Source organism: Polaromonas sp. (assembly GCF_030682935.1).
GTDB lineage: Bacteria > Pseudomonadota > Gammaproteobacteria > Burkholderiales > Burkholderiaceae_C > Polaromonas.
The window spans coordinates 1-15401 of record NZ_JAUXNA010000305.1 but is presented as its reverse complement, the minus strand read 5'-3'; the positions used below and the strand labels follow the sequence as shown (position 1 = coordinate 15401).

The 15401-nt window shown below is 61.6% G+C and carries 14 protein-coding genes and 1 tRNA gene; 8 read left to right on the top strand and 7 right to left on the bottom strand.

The genetic code is table 11. The features are described from left to right. Positions 1 to 408, bottom strand: a 408-nt coding sequence (locus tag Q8K05_RS14075; RefSeq protein WP_305247262.1) for an NAD(P)H-dependent oxidoreductase subunit E, incomplete at its 3' end; no start/stop codon positions are given. A gap of 260 nt (positions 409 to 668) precedes the next feature. On the opposite strand from Q8K05_RS14075, the gene Q8K05_RS14070 reads away from it, so the two are divergent. Continuing rightward, the gene (locus tag Q8K05_RS14070; RefSeq protein ID WP_157648658.1) at positions 669 to 1550 is read left to right on the top strand and encodes a universal stress protein; all 882 of its coding nucleotides are present in this window, start codon (positions 669 to 671) and stop codon (positions 1548 to 1550) included. A gap of 182 nt (positions 1551 to 1732) precedes the next feature. On the opposite strand, the gene Q8K05_RS14065 is transcribed toward Q8K05_RS14070, so the two are convergent. Together Q8K05_RS14065 and Q8K05_RS14060 are read right to left on the bottom strand one after the other, a co-directional pair. Continuing rightward, positions 1733 to 1915 (bottom strand): hypothetical protein, encoded by a 183-nt coding sequence (locus Q8K05_RS14065; RefSeq protein WP_305247261.1) that lies wholly within the window; start codon positions 1913 to 1915, stop codon positions 1733 to 1735. Continuing rightward, on the bottom strand, positions 1916 to 4624 hold the full coding sequence (locus Q8K05_RS14060; protein ID WP_305247260.1) for a cation-transporting P-type ATPase: 2709 nt from the start codon (positions 4622 to 4624) through the stop codon (positions 1916 to 1918). It lies immediately after the preceding gene. 123 nt (positions 4625 to 4747) lie between these two features. On the opposite strand from Q8K05_RS14060, the gene rmuC reads away from it, so the two are divergent. Further along, entirely contained in the window at positions 4748 to 6115 is a 1368-nt protein-coding gene (gene rmuC / locus Q8K05_RS14055) for a DNA recombination protein RmuC (RefSeq protein WP_059758009.1), read from the top strand. Positions 6116 to 6135: 20 nt separating this feature from the next. Here the strand turns inward: rmuC and Q8K05_RS14050 are convergent, their stop codons facing one another. The 3 genes from Q8K05_RS14050 to earP form a co-directional block, all read right to left on the bottom strand. Further along, positions 6136 to 6999: a TIGR00730 family Rossman fold protein gene (locus tag Q8K05_RS14050; RefSeq protein ID WP_059758014.1), complete on the bottom strand. Its 864-nt coding sequence runs from the start codon at positions 6997 to 6999 to the stop codon at positions 6136 to 6138. A 108-nt stretch (positions 7000 to 7107) separates the two neighbouring features. After that, the gene (gene efp, locus Q8K05_RS14045; RefSeq protein WP_305247259.1) at positions 7108 to 7662 is read right to left on the bottom strand and encodes an elongation factor P; all 555 of its coding nucleotides are present in this window, start codon (positions 7660 to 7662) and stop codon (positions 7108 to 7110) included. A 160-nt stretch (positions 7663 to 7822) separates the two neighbouring features. After that, complete coding sequence (gene earP / locus Q8K05_RS14040) at positions 7823 to 8959, bottom strand: elongation factor P maturation arginine rhamnosyltransferase EarP (RefSeq protein WP_305247258.1); 1137 nt, start codon at positions 8957 to 8959, stop codon at positions 7823 to 7825. Between the two features lie 43 nt (positions 8960 to 9002). Between earP and uvrC the strand changes: the two genes are divergently transcribed. The 3 genes from uvrC to Q8K05_RS14025 all read left to right on the top strand — a co-directional run bounded on the left by uvrC (position 9003) and on the right by Q8K05_RS14025 (position 12553). Continuing rightward, a complete protein-coding gene (gene uvrC, locus Q8K05_RS14035; protein ID WP_305247256.1) occupies positions 9003 to 10952 on the top strand; it encodes an excinuclease ABC subunit UvrC in 1950 nt (649 codons plus the stop codon). 109 nt (positions 10953 to 11061) lie between these two features. After that, positions 11062 to 11628, top strand: a complete 567-nt coding sequence (gene pgsA / locus Q8K05_RS14030; protein WP_305247255.1) for a CDP-diacylglycerol--glycerol-3-phosphate 3-phosphatidyltransferase — start codon at positions 11062 to 11064, stop codon at positions 11626 to 11628. 46 nt (positions 11629 to 11674) lie between these two features. Next, complete coding sequence (locus Q8K05_RS14025; RefSeq protein WP_305247264.1) at positions 11675 to 12553, top strand: DMT family transporter; 879 nt, start codon at positions 11675 to 11677, stop codon at positions 12551 to 12553. Here Q8K05_RS14025 and Q8K05_RS14020 read toward each other — a convergent pair. Next, the gene (locus Q8K05_RS14020; protein ID WP_305247254.1) at positions 12498 to 13475 is read right to left on the bottom strand and encodes a LysR family transcriptional regulator; all 978 of its coding nucleotides are present in this window, start codon (positions 13473 to 13475) and stop codon (positions 12498 to 12500) included. The genes Q8K05_RS14025 and Q8K05_RS14020 overlap by 56 nt on opposite strands. A 136-nt stretch (positions 13476 to 13611) precedes the next feature. Between Q8K05_RS14020 and Q8K05_RS14015 the strand changes: the two genes are divergently transcribed. The 3 genes from Q8K05_RS14015 (at position 13612) to Q8K05_RS14005 (ending at position 15335) form a co-directional block, all read left to right on the top strand. Next, a complete protein-coding gene (locus Q8K05_RS14015; protein ID WP_305247253.1) occupies positions 13612 to 14718 on the top strand; it encodes a tartrate dehydrogenase in 1107 nt (368 codons plus the stop codon). Between the two features lie 251 nt (positions 14719 to 14969). After that, a complete protein-coding gene (locus Q8K05_RS14010; protein ID WP_293464071.1) occupies positions 14970 to 15242 on the top strand; it encodes an HU family DNA-binding protein in 273 nt (90 codons plus the stop codon). Between the two features lie 17 nt (positions 15243 to 15259). Further along, positions 15260 to 15335: transfer RNA gene (locus Q8K05_RS14005), tRNA-Val, on the top strand. The last annotated feature ends 66 nt before the right edge of the window (positions 15336 to 15401 follow it).

Sequence of the window (15401 nt, the reverse complement as noted above, 5' to 3'; positions counted from 1 at the left end):
CACATGGTGGTGGTTGACCAGCAGCGCCGGACCCTGATCGCACAGCCCCGTGCACGAAGTTTGGTCCACGCTCACCCGGCCGTCGGCGCTGACCTGGCCGGGCTTGATGCCCAGCCGGGCGCACAGATCGGCCATCAGGGCCTCGCTACCCAGCATGCGGTCGGTGATGTTGTCGCTGAACAGCACGCGCAAGCGACCCATCGGCCGGGTGTGAAAGAAGCGGTAGAAGCCGGCCACGCCTTCCACGTGGGCCAGGGTCAGCTTCAGTTCGCGGGCCATCGCGCTGAGCAGGGAACGGGGCAACCAGCCCATCAGAGCCTGCGTTTCCCGCAGGATCTGAACCAGCGCATGCGGGTCGCGCCCGTGGCGAGACAGCACTCGCTCGAAGGCGGCGGACTCTATGCTCATGGCGACAACTTCGCTTTCACTCTTGACATGGCAATCCCTATGCGGTGGCTCACTCAGGTTGGTTGGATAACCCTCAAAAAGCCGGGCCCTGCTTCGCCAGAAGCGGAACGACGAACCGTACGCAGTTTCGAGTTTCACGTTCAAGTCGGCGCACAAGTTGACCTGGATCAAATCCGCCGCAGGGAAATGATCAAGCATGAGTGTAGCCACTCTTGATCCACGTTCCCGGAGCGGCATTGACCTACGAGGAGAATCAGACCATGACGAAGATTTTCAGCATTGTGGCAGCCACTGATTTCTCACCTGGTTCGAGTGCGGCTGTCGAGCGTGCGGTGCAACTGGCTGTGGCGCATGGTGCGTCGTTGCGCCTGTTGCATGCGTTCGATGTGAGCGCCTGGCACAGCCTGAAGGGCGTCTTCGACCCGCAGCGTTTGACCCTGAGCCCGCCCCCGGACGTCAGGATGCAGCAGCACCTGACCGACCTGGCGGCATCGCTGATGACGCAGACCGGGCTGGAGGTCGAAGCCCGGTTCACCGTCGGCGACGCGGACAGTGCGATCAACGCATATGTGACGGCCCATGACATATCTCTGGTCGTGATCGGTTCGCGCGCCGAGCCCGCCATGCCGGGTCTGGGCAGCACCGCTTCGAAAGTGGTTCGATCACCGGCATGCCCGATCCTGATCGTGCGGTCGACAGTATCCCGGCCTTATGACAAGGTGCTCTCGGCGGTCGACATGCGCGATGGTTCGATTCGTGCAGCGTCCGGGGCCATCATGCTGTTCCCGGCAGCACACCATCACCTGCTCTATGCGGTGGACCCGGCACTGGAACGCGCCTTGTGGATGGGCGATGTTGCGAGGGAGCAGACACAGGTGCTGCACGATTCGATGCACGCAAAAGCCGTCCGGCAGCTCGAGCAGTTGGCGCAGGAGCTGACAAAGGACGCCGTGCATCAGGTCACCGCCGAGGTGGTCGATGACGTGCCGGCGCGGGCCATCGCCCTGCGCGCGGCGGCGCTGCCCGCCGATTGCGTCGCCGTGGGCCACCACGGCCAGGGCGCGGTCGCCGAGCACCTGCTGGGCAGCATGGCCCAGCATGTGTTGCACCACACCCTGCGCGACGTGCTGGTGGTGCCATGAGAGGAGTTGCGCCGCCACGCCAGTGCAGATCGGTGGGCTGCCCGGCACGCAGCCGCAGCCCGCGCCCGACAAGCCGGCCCCGCCCCGTGCGCCGGATAACAAAGCGAGCGAACCCAAGGACCCCACGGATGTGGTGCGCCCGGGGGCCGGGGCCATGGAGGTCACGGCCGAGGACGACTGCACTACTGCGGTAACGCCAGCACCACCAGCGCCCCTCGCCAGCCGGTACGGGTCAGGCGCCGCAGGGCATCGCGCAGACGCTCGCCGCCGAGCCGTGTTGTCTCTTCGGAAAACGCCGCCAGTCCATGCAGAAACAACATGACTGCTGCCAGGGCCGAGAAGATCAAGGTGAGCAGCGCATTCATTCACATGCTCCGCACATGCAAGCGACGCAGTACGAACTTTTCCACCTCGACCGCGAGAAACTTGACGAGGCCCAGCGTGAGGATGACGAGCCAGGACGCGGCATCCAGCGCCGCCGTCTGGAACACCTGTTGCATTGGCGGGGCGTAGGTGAGAAGGAGTTGGAACGCGATCAGCAGCGCGCACATCCAGAGGGCGATCTTGTTGCCGGTGAGTATGTCCCGTGTGAAAGCGGACGCGGTGAAGTGCCGCACATTGAAAAGATACACCAGCTCGCCCAAAACCAGCATGTTGACCGCAGCCGTGCGCGCCACCTCAAGGCTGCTGCCGCGCGCGATTTCCCATTCGAACACGGCGAAAGTCACCGCGATCATGAGCAGGCTCACGTAGGCGATGCGCACGCCCAGTATCCGTGTGATCAGGGGTTCCGAGGGCTTGCGCGGCGAACGGCGCATGACACCCGGCTCGGCTGGCTCGAAGGCCAGTGCCAGGGACAGTGTGACCGCTGTGATCATGTTGACCCACAAAATCTGGCCGGCCGTGACTGGCAGTGGCACGCCAGCGAAGACCGCCAGCAGGATGACGCCTGCCTCGCCGCCGCTGGTGGGCAGGATGAAGAGCAGTGACTTTTTGATGTTGTCAAACACCACCCGGCCCTCGCGTACGGCACGGGCAATGGTGGCGAAATTGTCATCGGTGAGCACCAGATCAGCGGCTTCTCGGGCGGCATCGGTTCCCTTGTGTCCCATGGCCACGCCGATGTCGGCGGCCTTGAGCGCGGGCGCGTCATTGACACCATCGCCGGTCATGGCAACCAGCTCGCCTTGGGCCTGCAAGGCGGCTACCAGACGCAGCTTGTGCTCGGGACTGGCACGGGCGAATACGTCGGTTTCCAGAGCGACGCGCTGGAGTGACTGATCGTCCAGTGACTCCACCGTTTCTCCGGTGAGGGCGTGATCAGCGCTCAGCCCCAATTGCCGACCGATGGCCGCCGCGGTGACGACGTGGTCGCCCGTGATCATTTTGACGCGCACCCCGGCGCGCTGGCATTCGGCAACCGCCGCAATGGCTTCCTCCCGCGGCGGATCGATGAGGCCGACCAGCCCCAGCAAGGTGAAGCGCCGGGTGATGTCGGCCATGGACAACGCTGTCGTGCCGGCTCGCATGTCACAGCGCGCCAGCGCCAGCACGCGCTGCCCGACACGAGCTGCGTCCTCCATGCGCGCTTCCCAGGCGGTGCCATTGCGTAATGGGTCGCTGGCATCCTGCACGCACAGGCCGAGTACGTGCTCCGGGGCACCCTTGAGCAAAACGAAGGCATGGCCCGCGTGGTCATGATGCAGTGTGGCCATGAAGCGGTGTTCCGACTCGAACGGGATTTCGTCGATCCGGGGCGTGGATGTGGCAGTTTCGATTGGATCCAGTCCAGCCTTGTGGGCGAGTGTCAGCAAAGCCCCTTCGGTGGGGTCGCCCACAAGTTGCCAGCCTTTGGCAGCATCGTGCTTGAGTTGTGCATCGTTGCACAGCAGTGCGCATCGAGCCAAGTCTTGCAGCGCCTCATCCTGCGCAGCTTCCACGGGCACACCGTCGCAGTGAAACCCCCCCTCTGGCGCATAGCCGGCACCCGTCACGTCCAGGGTGTGATTGGGCAGCATGACCCGCACTGCGGTCATCTCGTTCTTGGTGAGCGTGCCGGTCTTGTCCGAGCAGATCACTGTGACCGAACCCAGGGTCTCCACGGCCGGCAAACGCCGCACGATGGCGTTCTTGCGAGCCATCGTGCGGGTACCAATGGCCAGCACGATGGTCACGATAGCCGGCAAGCCCTCGGGGATGGCTGCCACCGTTAACCCCACCACCGCCAGAAAAATATCGAGCATCGGCATCTCGCGTACGAAATACCCGAAGAGAAAGGTGATCAGCCCTGCCGCCAGAATGAACAGCGTGATCTGGCGAGCGAACTGATCAAGCCGGCGCGTCAGTGGCGTGACCAGTGTCTGCACCTCACCCACGAGCGTGCCGATGCGACCAATTTCGCTCAACTGTCCCGTGCTGACCACCAGACCGTGCGCCTGGCCGAAGCTGACCACCGTGCCGGAATAGGCCATGCAGGTTCGATCGCCGATGGACGCGTCGCTGCCCACGGGTTCTGTGCCCTTGTCCACAGGCATCGATTCGCCAGTAAGGGCCGCTTCGTTGACCCGCAGGTTCTTCACCCGCACCAGACGCAGGTCGGCGGGTACCCGCACACCAGACTCCAGCAGCACGATATCGCCCGGCACCAGCAGGGCAGCGTCTATCTCGTGTCGCTCGCCCTCGCGCAGCACGGTGGCACGGCTGGCCAGCATGGCGCGTACGGCATTCAGCGCCTTCTCTGCTTTGCCTTCTTGAATGAATCCGATGAGAGCATTGATCAATACCACGCCAGCAATCACGCCCGCGTCCACATAGTCTTTTAGAGCGAATGTGACGGCCCCTGCGACCAGCAGCACATAGATCAGGGGATTGTGAAGCTGCAGGGCCAAGCGCAGCCAGGGTCCACGTCGCTTGGATGCTGGCAGGCTGTTGCGGCCATATTGCTCTAAACGGCGGGAAACTTCCTCGCCGCTCAGGCCCGTGTTGGCGGTGACAGACAGGGTCTGCAGCGCCTCGGACTCTGACAGCGTGTGCCAGACGGACCTGTGATCGGACACTGGAGATTGAAGCGGCATTTTGGAAACCTGATGGATAGAACGTCATCTTATCGACACTCCTGTCAGTTTTGCTGTCCTGTCTCCCGGTTCCCCGGACATGGCGGTGTTTTGAACAACAATAGCGCCCTGGGAGAAATTGCTTTGAATGACGTTTTGCTGTGGCTTGTCTTGGCGCTGGCCGTTTTGAATGGGTTGGTATTGTTGTGGCTGGCCTTGCGCCGCTCGGATGCTGCGGGGGTTTTGGCGGCAGAGCAGGGCAAGGCCGAGTTGCTGGCGGCTGTGCAGGGTAGCTCCGAACGCATGGAGCGTGAACTGCGACGCGAGATCAGCGAATCATCACGCAGTGGCCGGCAGGAGCTCAACACGACGTTTGCGACCTTTCAGCAAACGTTGGTGCAGCAAAGTTCAGAAGCCATTCGCACGCAAAACGCGCAGATTGATGCGTTTGCGCAGCAACTCACGCTATTGCAAAAAACTCTGTCGGACACCCTGACCACGCAGCTGCAATCGGTCAGCGAATCCAATGCCCGCCGCATGGTGGAAGTGCGGGAAACGCTGGAAAAGCAGCTGGCACAACTGCAGCAAACCAATTCGGCCAAGCTCGACGAGATGCGCAAGACCGTTGATGAAAAACTCCAAACCACGCTCGAAACGCGCCTGGGCGAGAGCTTCAAGCAGGTCGCGGACCGGCTGGAACAGGTGCACAAGGGTCTGGGTGAAATGCAGACTTTGGCGCAGGGGGTCGGTGACCTCAAGCATTTGCTGACCAATGTCAAAACGCGCGGCATCTTTGGCGAGGCCCAACTGGCGGGTTTGCTGGAGCAGGTGTTTACCGTCGATCAGTACGCAGCGCAGATCGTCACATGCCCTGGCGGAAAAAACCCGGTCGACTTCGCCATCAAGCTGCCGGGGCGTTCCGATTCGGGTGAACCACTGTGGCTGCCGATTGATGCGAAATTTCCCAACGAAGATTATGAGCGCCTGCTTGATGCGCAGCAGCGCGCGGATGTGCCTGGCGCTGAAATGGCTGGCAAAGCGCTGGAAATCCGGATCCGGCTCGAGGCCAAATCGATGTCGGAAAAATACATAGCGCCGCCGTACACCACGGACTTCGCCATCCTGTTTTTGCCAACCGAGGGCTTGTATGCGGAAGTGCTGCGCCGCCCCGGCCTGATGGAGAGCCTGCAGCGCGACCACCGCATCACGCTGGCCGGTCCCACGACGCTGCTGGCCATGCTCAGTTCGCTGCAAATGGGCTTCAGGACGCTGGCGCTTGAGAAGCGCTCCAGCGAGGTGTGGCAGGTGCTGGGCGCCGTCAAGACCGAGTTTGGCAAGTTCGGCGACGTGCTGGCCAAGGTGAAGTCACAGACCGAAACCGTGCTCAATACCCTGAGCAGCGCCGAGCAGCGCAGCCGCGTCATGGGCAAGGCCTTGCGCAACGTCGAGGCATTGCCCGAGCTCGAGTCGGCCCGCTTGATTCCGATGGACAAGGACCCGGACGATAGCTGAGGCGCCCCGGGGGCTGCCGGTTACAGTTCGTAAAATGTTTTGATTGCGTCCCAGGCCAGCTGCGGGTCATCGACGTACTGAAAGAGCTCGAGGTCTTCCCGCTTGATTGCGCCTTCTTCAATCAGCACTTCAAAGTTGAAGAGCCGTTTCCAGTACTCGGAACCGAAAAGAATGATGGGCACGGGCTTGGCCTTGCGGGTCTGCACCAGGGTGATGATTTCAAACAGTTCGTCGAGCGTTCCGAACCCGCCCGGAAAAGCCACCAGCGCTTTGGCGCGCATCATGAAGTGCATTTTGCGCAGGGCGAAGTAGTGAAACTTGAAGTTCAGCGACGGCGAGATGTAGGAGTTGGCCGATTGCTCGTACGGCAACACAATGTTGAGTCCCACGTTGAGGGCGCCCATTTCCTGGGCGCCGCGGTTGGCCGCCTCCATGATGCCAGGGCCGCCGCCCGTGCAGATGAACAACTGCTCTGAAGGGGGGCGCGGGTTGCTGTAGGTCGCTACGATGCGCGCAAACAGGCGGGCCTGCTCGTAGTAATGGGCGTTGCGCACATGGCGGCGGGCCATCGTCAGCGCTTCCTCATCGCCGCTTTCCTCGGCCAGCTTCAGGGCTGCGCTGGCCTGCTCGGGCGCGGGAAAGCGTGCGCTGCCAAACACCACGATGGTGTTTTCAACCCCTAGCGCTTGCTGGTCGATCTCGGGCTTGAGCATTTCAAGCTGAAAGCGGATGCCGCGCGTTTCGCGCCGCAGCAAAAATTCCGGGTCGGCAAACGCCAGGCGATTGGCATCGGGCCGCAGCGGTGTCGTGTCCTTGGACAGCGCTTGCAGTTCAGCCCAGGCGTTCGCCAGGCGGTCTTCGGAGAGGTCTTGATTTTGTTCCATGCGCCATTGTCAACGAGTGAAAGGATTATTTCCGCGGGCCACAGCCAAACAAAAAAGGCTCCATGAGGAGCCTTTTTCTGCGTGAGCGACAAGCCCGGGCGGCTTGACTTAGACGCGCTTGCGGTATTCGCCGGTGCGGGTGTCGATTTCAACCACATCGCCTTGCGCCACAAAAATGGGCACGCCGATTTCAAAGCCGGTCGCCAGCTTGGCGGGCTTCAGGACCTTGCCGGAGGTGTCGCCTTTGACGGCGGGCTCGGTCCAGGTGATTTCGCGCTGGACGCTGGTGGGCACTTCAACGGAAATGGCTTTTCCGTCGTAGAACACCACTTCAAGGTCCATGCCGTCTTGCAGGTAGTTCAGCGAGTCGCCCATGTTTTCGGCTTCGACTTCGTACTGGTTGAACTCTTCGTCCATGCAGATGTACATTGGGTCAGCGAAGTAGGAGTAGGTGCAGTCTTTCTTGTCCAGAATGACCTGGTCAATCTTGTCGTCGGCCTTGAACACGACTTCAGTGTTGAAGTTGGCGATCAGGCTTTTGAGCTTCATGCGCACGGTGGCGGAATTGCGCCCACCGCGGCTGTATTCGGTCTTGAGCACGACCATCGGGTCTTTGCCATTCATGATGACGTTACCAGCGCGGATTTCTTGAGCGATTTTCATAGCAGTTTTACTGAGGTAGTAGGCCGCTGAACCTGGGCACTGGCTTGCACCTGTGGGCTGGTCTGCGGCGGGTTATGGCGAGTTATGTGCCGAATTTGTGCCGAATTTGTGGCAAATTATGCGGCTGGCCTCAATGAGCTGGTCCGCGAAACTCTTGATTTTAACGGTTTTTTGCAACAAAGCGAAGCAGGCGGGTGCCCAGATCGTCCTGGCGCATCAGCCGGGAGCGAATCGCGCGAGCCCAGGTTTGCCAGGCGTGCAGGTCCGTCAGGTCCGCCTCGGTGCCGCCCAGGGCCTGATGGCAGACGCTTTGTGCATTCCAGCGGGCATGAAACGCCCGCAGCGAGGGCGGCGCCTCCAGCCGGTCCAGAAAGGCGTGCAGCTTGGCCAGATGCGCATCGTCGTCCTGGGGGTAAATCTGCCAGACAAAGGCTTGACCCGCCCAGAGGGCGCGCACCACGGAGTCCTCGCCCCGCACAAAATTCAGGTCGCAGGCCCACAGCAGGTGGTCGTAGTCGCGCTGCGTGAGCAGCGGGAGATATGAAATTGATAGCTGTTCGATCCCGTCCTTATTGGGCTGGAGGCCTATTTTGTTATTAAAAATGGCCTTGACGGCGTTTTGGGCCCGTCCGGCCGCCACCAGCAGACGCACGGGCTGCCCGTCCAGCCCATGCTGTGCCAGTTGCGCCAGCAGCCGGGCCAGCGCAGGCGGCTCGTAGCAAAACAGTGAAACCAGCTTTTCGCCTGTCCACGGAATGCCCTGGTTCGCCAGCCAGGCGCTGCGGTCAAACCGGGCTTGCCGCTCGGCCAGATCGGGTTCGCGCAGCAGCCCGCCAGTCGCTTCGGTAAAACCGGGGTAATAAAACCACTTGATCCAGCCCGCCGCCGGGCCGCTTTGCACCGGCGAGGGCATGGCGTGGCAGCGCTCGACGTAGGGTTCAGCCGACAGGTATTCGAGGTTGATCCACAAGGGTTTAAGGCCTCCAGCCCCTACAGAATAAGCGCAAGAAGCTATGAATTCAGGAGCGATCTCGCAGCCGAACGCTTCCACCATCACGTCTGATGGCTGCTGCGCCAGGCCCGCATCGTGCAGGTCGAGCGGCTCGGTCCAGCGCAGCACGCGAACGCCAGGGCAGCCCGCTGGCGCCATCCAGGCCAGCGCGGAAGCATCATCGGCCCACAGCCGCACCCGGTGGCCGCGCGTGGCCAGATCGGCAGCCAGGCGCCAGCACACCCCAATGTCCCCGAAGTTGTCGATGACTTTGCAAAAAATGTCCCACTGCAGGCTGCGATTCATGGAAGGATTGTCCACAATACGGGACGCCTATCTTATTGTTTCCATGTCCAAAGCCCACGAATTCGATCCCCAGTTGCTCAGCGAAGTAGCGGCGCTGCCAGCGCTGCCTGGCGTTTACCGCTATTTTGATGCGCAGGACGGCGTGCTCTACGTCGGCAAAGCGCGCAACCTGAAAAAGCGCGTGACCAGCTATTTCCAGAAGAACCACGGCGGCACGCGCATTGGCCACATGGTGACCAAGATCGTCCGCATGGAAACCACGGTGGTGCGCTCTGAAGCCGAAGCACTGCTGCTGGAAAACAACCTGATCAAGACGCTCAACCCGAAATACAACATCCTGTTTCGGGACGACAAGAGCTATCCCTACCTGAAATTGACCGGCGCGCAGGCCGCGCAGGAGGGCGCATCGCCGTCGGGTGCGGCCTTCCCGCGGATTGCCTACTACCGCGGTGCGGTCGAAAAAAAGCACCGCTACTTCGGTCCTTACCCCAGCGCCTGGGCGGTCAAGGACACGATCTTGCTGCTGCAAAAAGTGTTCAAGCTGCGTACCTGCGAAGACACGGTGTTCAACAACCGCACCCGGCCGTGCCTGCTGTACCAGATCAAGCGCTGCTCCGCGCCCTGCGTGGGCCATGTGTCGCCCGAGCAGTACGCGCTGGACACGGCCAACGCCGAGCGCTTTTTGCAGGGCCAGACGCAGGAAATCCTGACCGATCTGGAGCAAAAAATGCTGGCGCACGCCGACAGGCTGGAGTTCGAGCAGGCCGCCGAGCTGCGCAACCAGATTTCGGCGCTGTCCAAGGTGCTGCACCAGCAGTCCATGGAAATCAGCGGCAGCAACGGGGATGTGGACGTGGACATTCTGGCGGTGAAGGTGCAGGGCGGCAAAGCCTGCGTCAACCTGGCGATGGTGCGCGGCGGCCGCCATCTGGGGGACCGGCCTTATTTTCCGACGCATGTGGAAAACGCCACCGACGCCGCTGCGCTGGATGCCGAATTTGATGCGCCTGCCAGTCCGGTCAAGGAGAAATCACTGGAAGCACTGGTGCTCGAAGCCTTCATTGCGCAGCATTACATCGATGTGCCGGTGCCGCCGACGTTGGTGTGCAGCGAACCGGTGGACAAGGACTTGATCCAGGCGCTGGCCGCGCAGACGGGCAGCAGGATCACGGTGGTTCATCAGCCGCGCGAGCAGCGCCGCATCTGGCTGGAGATGGCCCAGAAAAATGCCGGCCTTCAGCTGGCCCGCCTGCTGGCCGAGCAGGGTTCGCAGCAGGCGCGTACCCGTGCCCTGGCCGAAGCGCTGGAGCTGCCGCTGGACAACCTGGACGCGTTGCGCATCGAGTGTTTTGACATCTCGCACACGGCGGGTGAGTCGACCCAGGCGTCATGCGTGGTGTTTAAAGAGCACAAGATGCAAAACAGCGAATACCGCCGTTACAACATTGAGGGCATCACCCCCGGTGACGACTATGCGGCCATGCGCCAGGTGTTGACGCGCCGCTACACCAAGCTGGCCGAAGCGGCGCGCAACGGCGACGCCACGCTGCCAGACCTGGTGCTGGTCGATGGCGGCAAGGGCCAGGTGTCCATGGCCAGGCAGGTGTTTGCAGAACTGGGTCTGGATCTGGGCCTGATTGCCGGTGTTGAAAAAGGCGAGGGCCGCAAGGTGGGCCTGGAAGAGCTGGTGTTTGCCGATGGGCGCGACAAGGTCTACCTGGGCCGGGATTCGGCGGCGCTGATGCTGATTGCGCAAATCAGGGACGAAGCCCACCGCTTTGCCATCACCGGCATGCGGGCCAGGCGGGCCCAGGTGCGGGTGGGCGGCAGCAAGCTGGAAGATATTCCAGGCATTGGGCCCAAGCGGCGTGCCAGCTTGTTGCAGCGTTTTGGCGGCGTTCGCGGCATCGCGTCCGCCAGCGCCGAAGACATCGCCACGGTGGACGGCATTTCGAAAGACCTCGCCGAAGAAATTTACCGCGCATTGCATTGAGGCGGTTTGCAGGCCAGGCCAGACGTTTTTGCGCAACGAAGCGCCCCATTTCGGCCTGCGCTGCACGCCCTGCCGTCCAAGAGCCCATTGCCCATGCCAAAATCGGGCCATGTTCCTGACCATTCCCACCCTGATGACCTGGACCCGCATCGTTGCGATTCCGCTGATCGTGGGGGTTTTCTACCTAGACCTTCCGCCCGGCGAGCGCAATCTCATTGCGACCGTGATGTTTATTGTCTTTGCGGCGACCGACTGGCTCGATGGTTTTCTGGCGCGCAGGCTGAACCAGACCTCCTCGTTTGGTGCCTTCCTTGATCCTGTCGCCGACAAGATTCTGGTGTGCGCGTCCCTGCTGGTGCTGGTGCATCTGCAGCGCGCCGATGTGTTCGTGGCGCTCATCATCATCGGCCGGGAAATAGCGATTTCAGCGCTGCGCGAGTGGATGGCCCAGATTGGCGCGTCCCGCAGTGTTGCCGTGCACATGGTCGGCAAGGTCAAGACCACGGTGCAGATGATTGCGATCCCCTTCCTGCTGTTCGATGGCATGCTGTTTGGCGTGATCAATACCCCTGTGTGGGGAACCTGGCTGATCTGGGTTTCTGCCATCCTGACGGTCTGGTCCATGGCGTATTACCTGAAAAAAGCCATTCCGGAAATCCGCGCCCGGACTAAATGAGCCGTTTTTGAGCAACGCGTTTTCCTCTCCGGCCCTGATTCGGGCCATGCCCGCCGTGTTCGTGCTGATCTGGAGCACCGGCTTCATTGTGGCCAAATTCGGTTTGCCTTTCGCGCCGCCGCTGACTTTTCTGGCGATCCGCTACATCCTGTCAATTGTTTGCTTTCTGGTCTGGATCAGGTTCACCCGCGCCCGCTGGCCGCAGGGCCGCCAGCAGTGGCTGCATCTGGCCGTCACGGGGATGCTGATGCATGCGGGCTATCTGGGCGGTGTCTGGGTCGCCGTCAAGGGCGGCATGGGCTCGGGACTGGCGGCGCTGATTGTGGGCTTGCAGCCGGTGCTGACGGCGCTGTGGGTCTCGTGGGCGGGCTTGTCCGGGGACCCGGCGGCGGAACGCAAGGTGACACCCCGGCAGTGGACGGGTCTGGTCCTGGGGCTGGGCGGTCTGTTGCTGGTGGTCGCCCGCAAATTCGGCACCGGCAGTGAAGTCACGCTGCTGACCCTGGGCTGCGCCGTGTTTGCGCTGCTCAGCATCACGGTGGGCACGCTGTACCAGAAGCGGTTTGTGCAGCCAACGGATGTACGCAGCGCCAATGCCATTCAGCTGGGCGCCGCCTTGCTGGTGACCTTGCCCCTGATCTTTCTGGAAACGGAATCGATCGTCTGGAACCTGTCGTTCATGGGCGCCATGGCCTGGTCGGTGCTTGCGCTCACGCTGGGCGGCAGCTCGCTGCTTTACCTGCTGATTCAGCGCGGTGCGGCCACTGCGGTGACCAGTTTGCTCTACCTGGTGCCGCCCACCACCGCCCTGATGGCGTGGGTGTTGTTCGGCGAAGCCATCACCACGACCACCGTGGTGGGCACCGCACTCACGGCGCTGGGCGTGAGCCTGGTGGTGCGGCCCGCGAAGCCAGAGGCCGCGTAGTTTCCCAGGGCGCACCCTGGAACTGGGCGACCAAAAAGTCGATGAGCAAGCGGATGCGCCGGGGTGAATCCGGGCGCAAGGGTGCGAGCCAGTGAATATCGGCCTCAAGCATGGCGTAGCCTGGCAATACGCGCACCAGCTCGCCGCTGGCCAGTTGGGGTGCAATGTCCCAGAGGCTGCGCAGCATGATGCCGCGGCCCGCCAGGCACCAGTCCCGCACCAGTTCGCCGGAGTTGCTCGACAGCGGTCCGCGCACGCGCACCCGCTCGGGTGCCGCCTCTTGCGCTTGGTGCAAGGTCCACACGTCAAAGCGTTGCCCCGGGGCGTTGCCGTTTTCGCGCACGATCAGGCAGGCGTGGTCCTGAAGCGCTTCCAGGTTGGATGGTGCCCCGTATTGCGTGAGGTAGTGGGGTGCGGCCACCAGGACGCGCTGGTTGCTCGCCAGCCGGCGTGACACCCATTGCGCCGCCTGCCGATCCGCTACCGCCCAGAGCCAGATGGCACCGTCATAGCCGTCGAGCGCGAGGTCGGGCAGCTGCTCGGTCAGTTGCAGCTGGATGTCGATGCGCGGGTAGCGTTCCTGAAAGCGGGCCAGCGCCGGCCCCAGCCATAAGCGGCCGAAGCCGAAAGTAGCCGCCAGCCGGATCAGGCCTGTCGGTTCGGCCTTTCGCTCCTGCAGTTCGGCTTCCAGCGCCGTAAAGCCCTGCAGCAGGATGGCAGCATGCTCACACAGGGTTTCGCCCTCTGCGGTGGGGCTGACGCGCCGGGTGGTGCGCTGGAACAAGCGCTGGCCCAGCCGCGCCTCCAGTGCGGCGAGCCGCTTGGTCACGGCAGGGGGCGCCACATCCAGGCTGCGTGCGGCGCCCGCCAGGCTGCCATGCGTGCGCACCGCCAGCACGAGCTCCAGGTCACTGCGTTCCATTCATTCCCTTGGGGTAATAATCAATTGCCGTATTGTTGCTTGAATAAAGCCTGTTGCTGCAACAAAATCTGCTTCAAATCAGGACGCGGCGCAACACCTGATCTTTTCAAAAAAACCGAAACAGAGGAATATCTCCATGGGCAAGCACATCGGAAAAAAGAGAATCGCAGTCATCGCGGGTGACGGCATTGGCAAGGAAGTGATGCCCGAGGGTATTCGCGTGCTGGAGGCCGCTGCCGTCAAGTACGGCATTGACCTGCAATTCGATCATTTCGATTTCTCCAGCTGGGACTATTTTGAGAAGCACGGCAAGATGCTGCCCGACGACTGGAAAGACCAGATCGGCGGGCATGACGCGATTTACTTTGGCGCAGTGGGCTGGCCCGACAAAATTGCCGACCATGTGTCGCTGTGGGGCTCGCTGCTGCTGTTTCGGCGCGAGTTTGACCAATACATCAACCTGCGCCCTGCGCGGCTGATGCCCGGCATCATTGCGCCGGTGGTCAGGCGTGACGGCAGCCCGCGCCAGCCCGGTGAGATTGACTTTTACATCGTGCGTGAAAACACCGAGGGCGAGTACTCCAGCATTGGTGGCAAGGCGTTTCCGGGGACCGATCGCGAGTTTGTGCTGCAGGAGTCGGTGTTCACCCGCATCGGCGTGGACCGCGTGCTGAAGTTTGCGTTCGAGCTGGCGCAGTCCCGCCCCAAAAAGCACCTGACCAGCGCCACCAAGTCCAATGGCATTTCAATTTCCATGCCGTATTGGGACGAGCGTGTGGTCGAGATGGCCAAAAACTATCCGGCCATCCAGCTGGACAAGTTTCACATTGACATCCTGACCGCGCACTTTGTGCAGCGCCCCGACTTTTTTGACGTGGTGGTGGCCAGCAACCTGTTCGGCGACATCCTGAGCGACCTGGGGCCTGCCTGCACCGGAACCATCGGGATTGCACCCAGCGCCAACCTCAACCCGGAGCGCAAGTTTCCCTCGCTGTTCGAGCCAGTTCATGGCTCTGCACCCGACATTGCAGGGCGCAACATTGCCAACCCGATTGGCCAGATCTGGTGCGGCGCCATGATGCTGGAGTTCCTGGGATACAAGGAGGCCCACGACGGCATTCTCGCTGCCATTGAAAAAGTTTTGCGTCCTGAAAATGGTGCGCCACGTACGCCTGATTTGGGCGGCCAGGCCGGCACCGCGGATGTCGGGAAAGCCATTGCCGCAGCGCTGGATGTGGGGTAACGGATGGTTTTGTCAAGCATGAAAATTAAGCGCCCGGTGCAAGGTCAAGTCCTGAAAGCGTGAAAAAAGGGACTAGAATTTGCGTCCTCACGCTGTAAAAAATAGCTGCTGTATTGACAGGTTAGAAGTCCATGGCTCTAATCGGAAGCGGCAGAAAACCTGCACACGCAACTCCCGCTGGCACCACGATGTCGCGGGAGATATTTTTTAGAGACAATCAGATTAACTTACCAAATAACGAGGGGCTCCTTGTGAACAAGACTGAACTGATCGAGCACATTGCCAAAAATGCTGATATTTCCAAGGCTGCCGCCACGCGCGCTCTGGAGTCAACCATTGGTGCCGTAAAAGCAACCCTGAAAAAAGGAGGCTCTGTGTCTCTGGTCGGTTTTGGTACATTTGCTGTGGGCAAACGCGCTGCCCGCACGGGTCGCAACCCGCGTACCGGCGATGCGATTAAAATCAAGGCTGCCAAGGTTCCAAAGTTCCGTCCGGGCAAAGCGCTCAAGGATGCTTTGAACTGATGTAGAAATTTAAAGTGGGGTGCTTAGCTCAGTTGGTAGAGCAGCGCCCTTACACGGCGTAGGTCGGCGGTTCGAGCCCGTCAGCACCCACCAGTTACCTGTTTTAAGAAGTCCAAGGAAGTCTAAAAACCCGCACAGCTACAAGCTCTGCGGGTTTTT

Bases quoted from the DNA above. Each gene is read 5' to 3' on its own strand.
- Q8K05_RS14050 (WP_059758014.1), bottom strand. From the start codon at position 6,999: ATGGAACAAAATCAAGACCTCTCCGAAGACCGCCTGGCGAACGCCTGG.
- Q8K05_RS14020 (WP_305247254.1), bottom strand. From the start codon at position 13,475: ATGGAACGCAGTGACCTGGAGCTCGTGCTGGCGGTGCGCACGCATGGC.
- Q8K05_RS14065 (WP_305247261.1), bottom strand. From the start codon at position 1,915: ATGAATGCGCTGCTCACCTTGATCTTCTCGGCCCTGGCAGCAGTCATG.
- Q8K05_RS14070 (WP_157648658.1), top strand. From the start codon at position 669: ATGACGAAGATTTTCAGCATTGTGGCAGCCACTGATTTCTCACCTGGT.
- Q8K05_RS14025 (WP_305247264.1), top strand. From the start codon at position 11,675: ATGCCCGCCGTGTTCGTGCTGATCTGGAGCACCGGCTTCATTGTGGCC.
- Q8K05_RS14015 (WP_305247253.1), top strand. From the start codon at position 13,612: ATGGGCAAGCACATCGGAAAAAAGAGAATCGCAGTCATCGCGGGTGAC.
- uvrC (WP_305247256.1), top strand. From the start codon at position 9,003: ATGTCCAAAGCCCACGAATTCGATCCCCAGTTGCTCAGCGAAGTAGCG.
- Q8K05_RS14060 (WP_305247260.1), bottom strand. From the start codon at position 4,624: ATGCCGCTTCAATCTCCAGTGTCCGATCACAGGTCCGTCTGGCACACG.
- pgsA (WP_305247255.1), top strand. From the start codon at position 11,062: ATGTTCCTGACCATTCCCACCCTGATGACCTGGACCCGCATCGTTGCG.
- earP (WP_305247258.1), bottom strand. From the start codon at position 8,959: ATGAATCGCAGCCTGCAGTGGGACATTTTTTGCAAAGTCATCGACAAC.
- efp (WP_305247259.1), bottom strand. From the start codon at position 7,662: ATGAAAATCGCTCAAGAAATCCGCGCTGGTAACGTCATCATGAATGGC.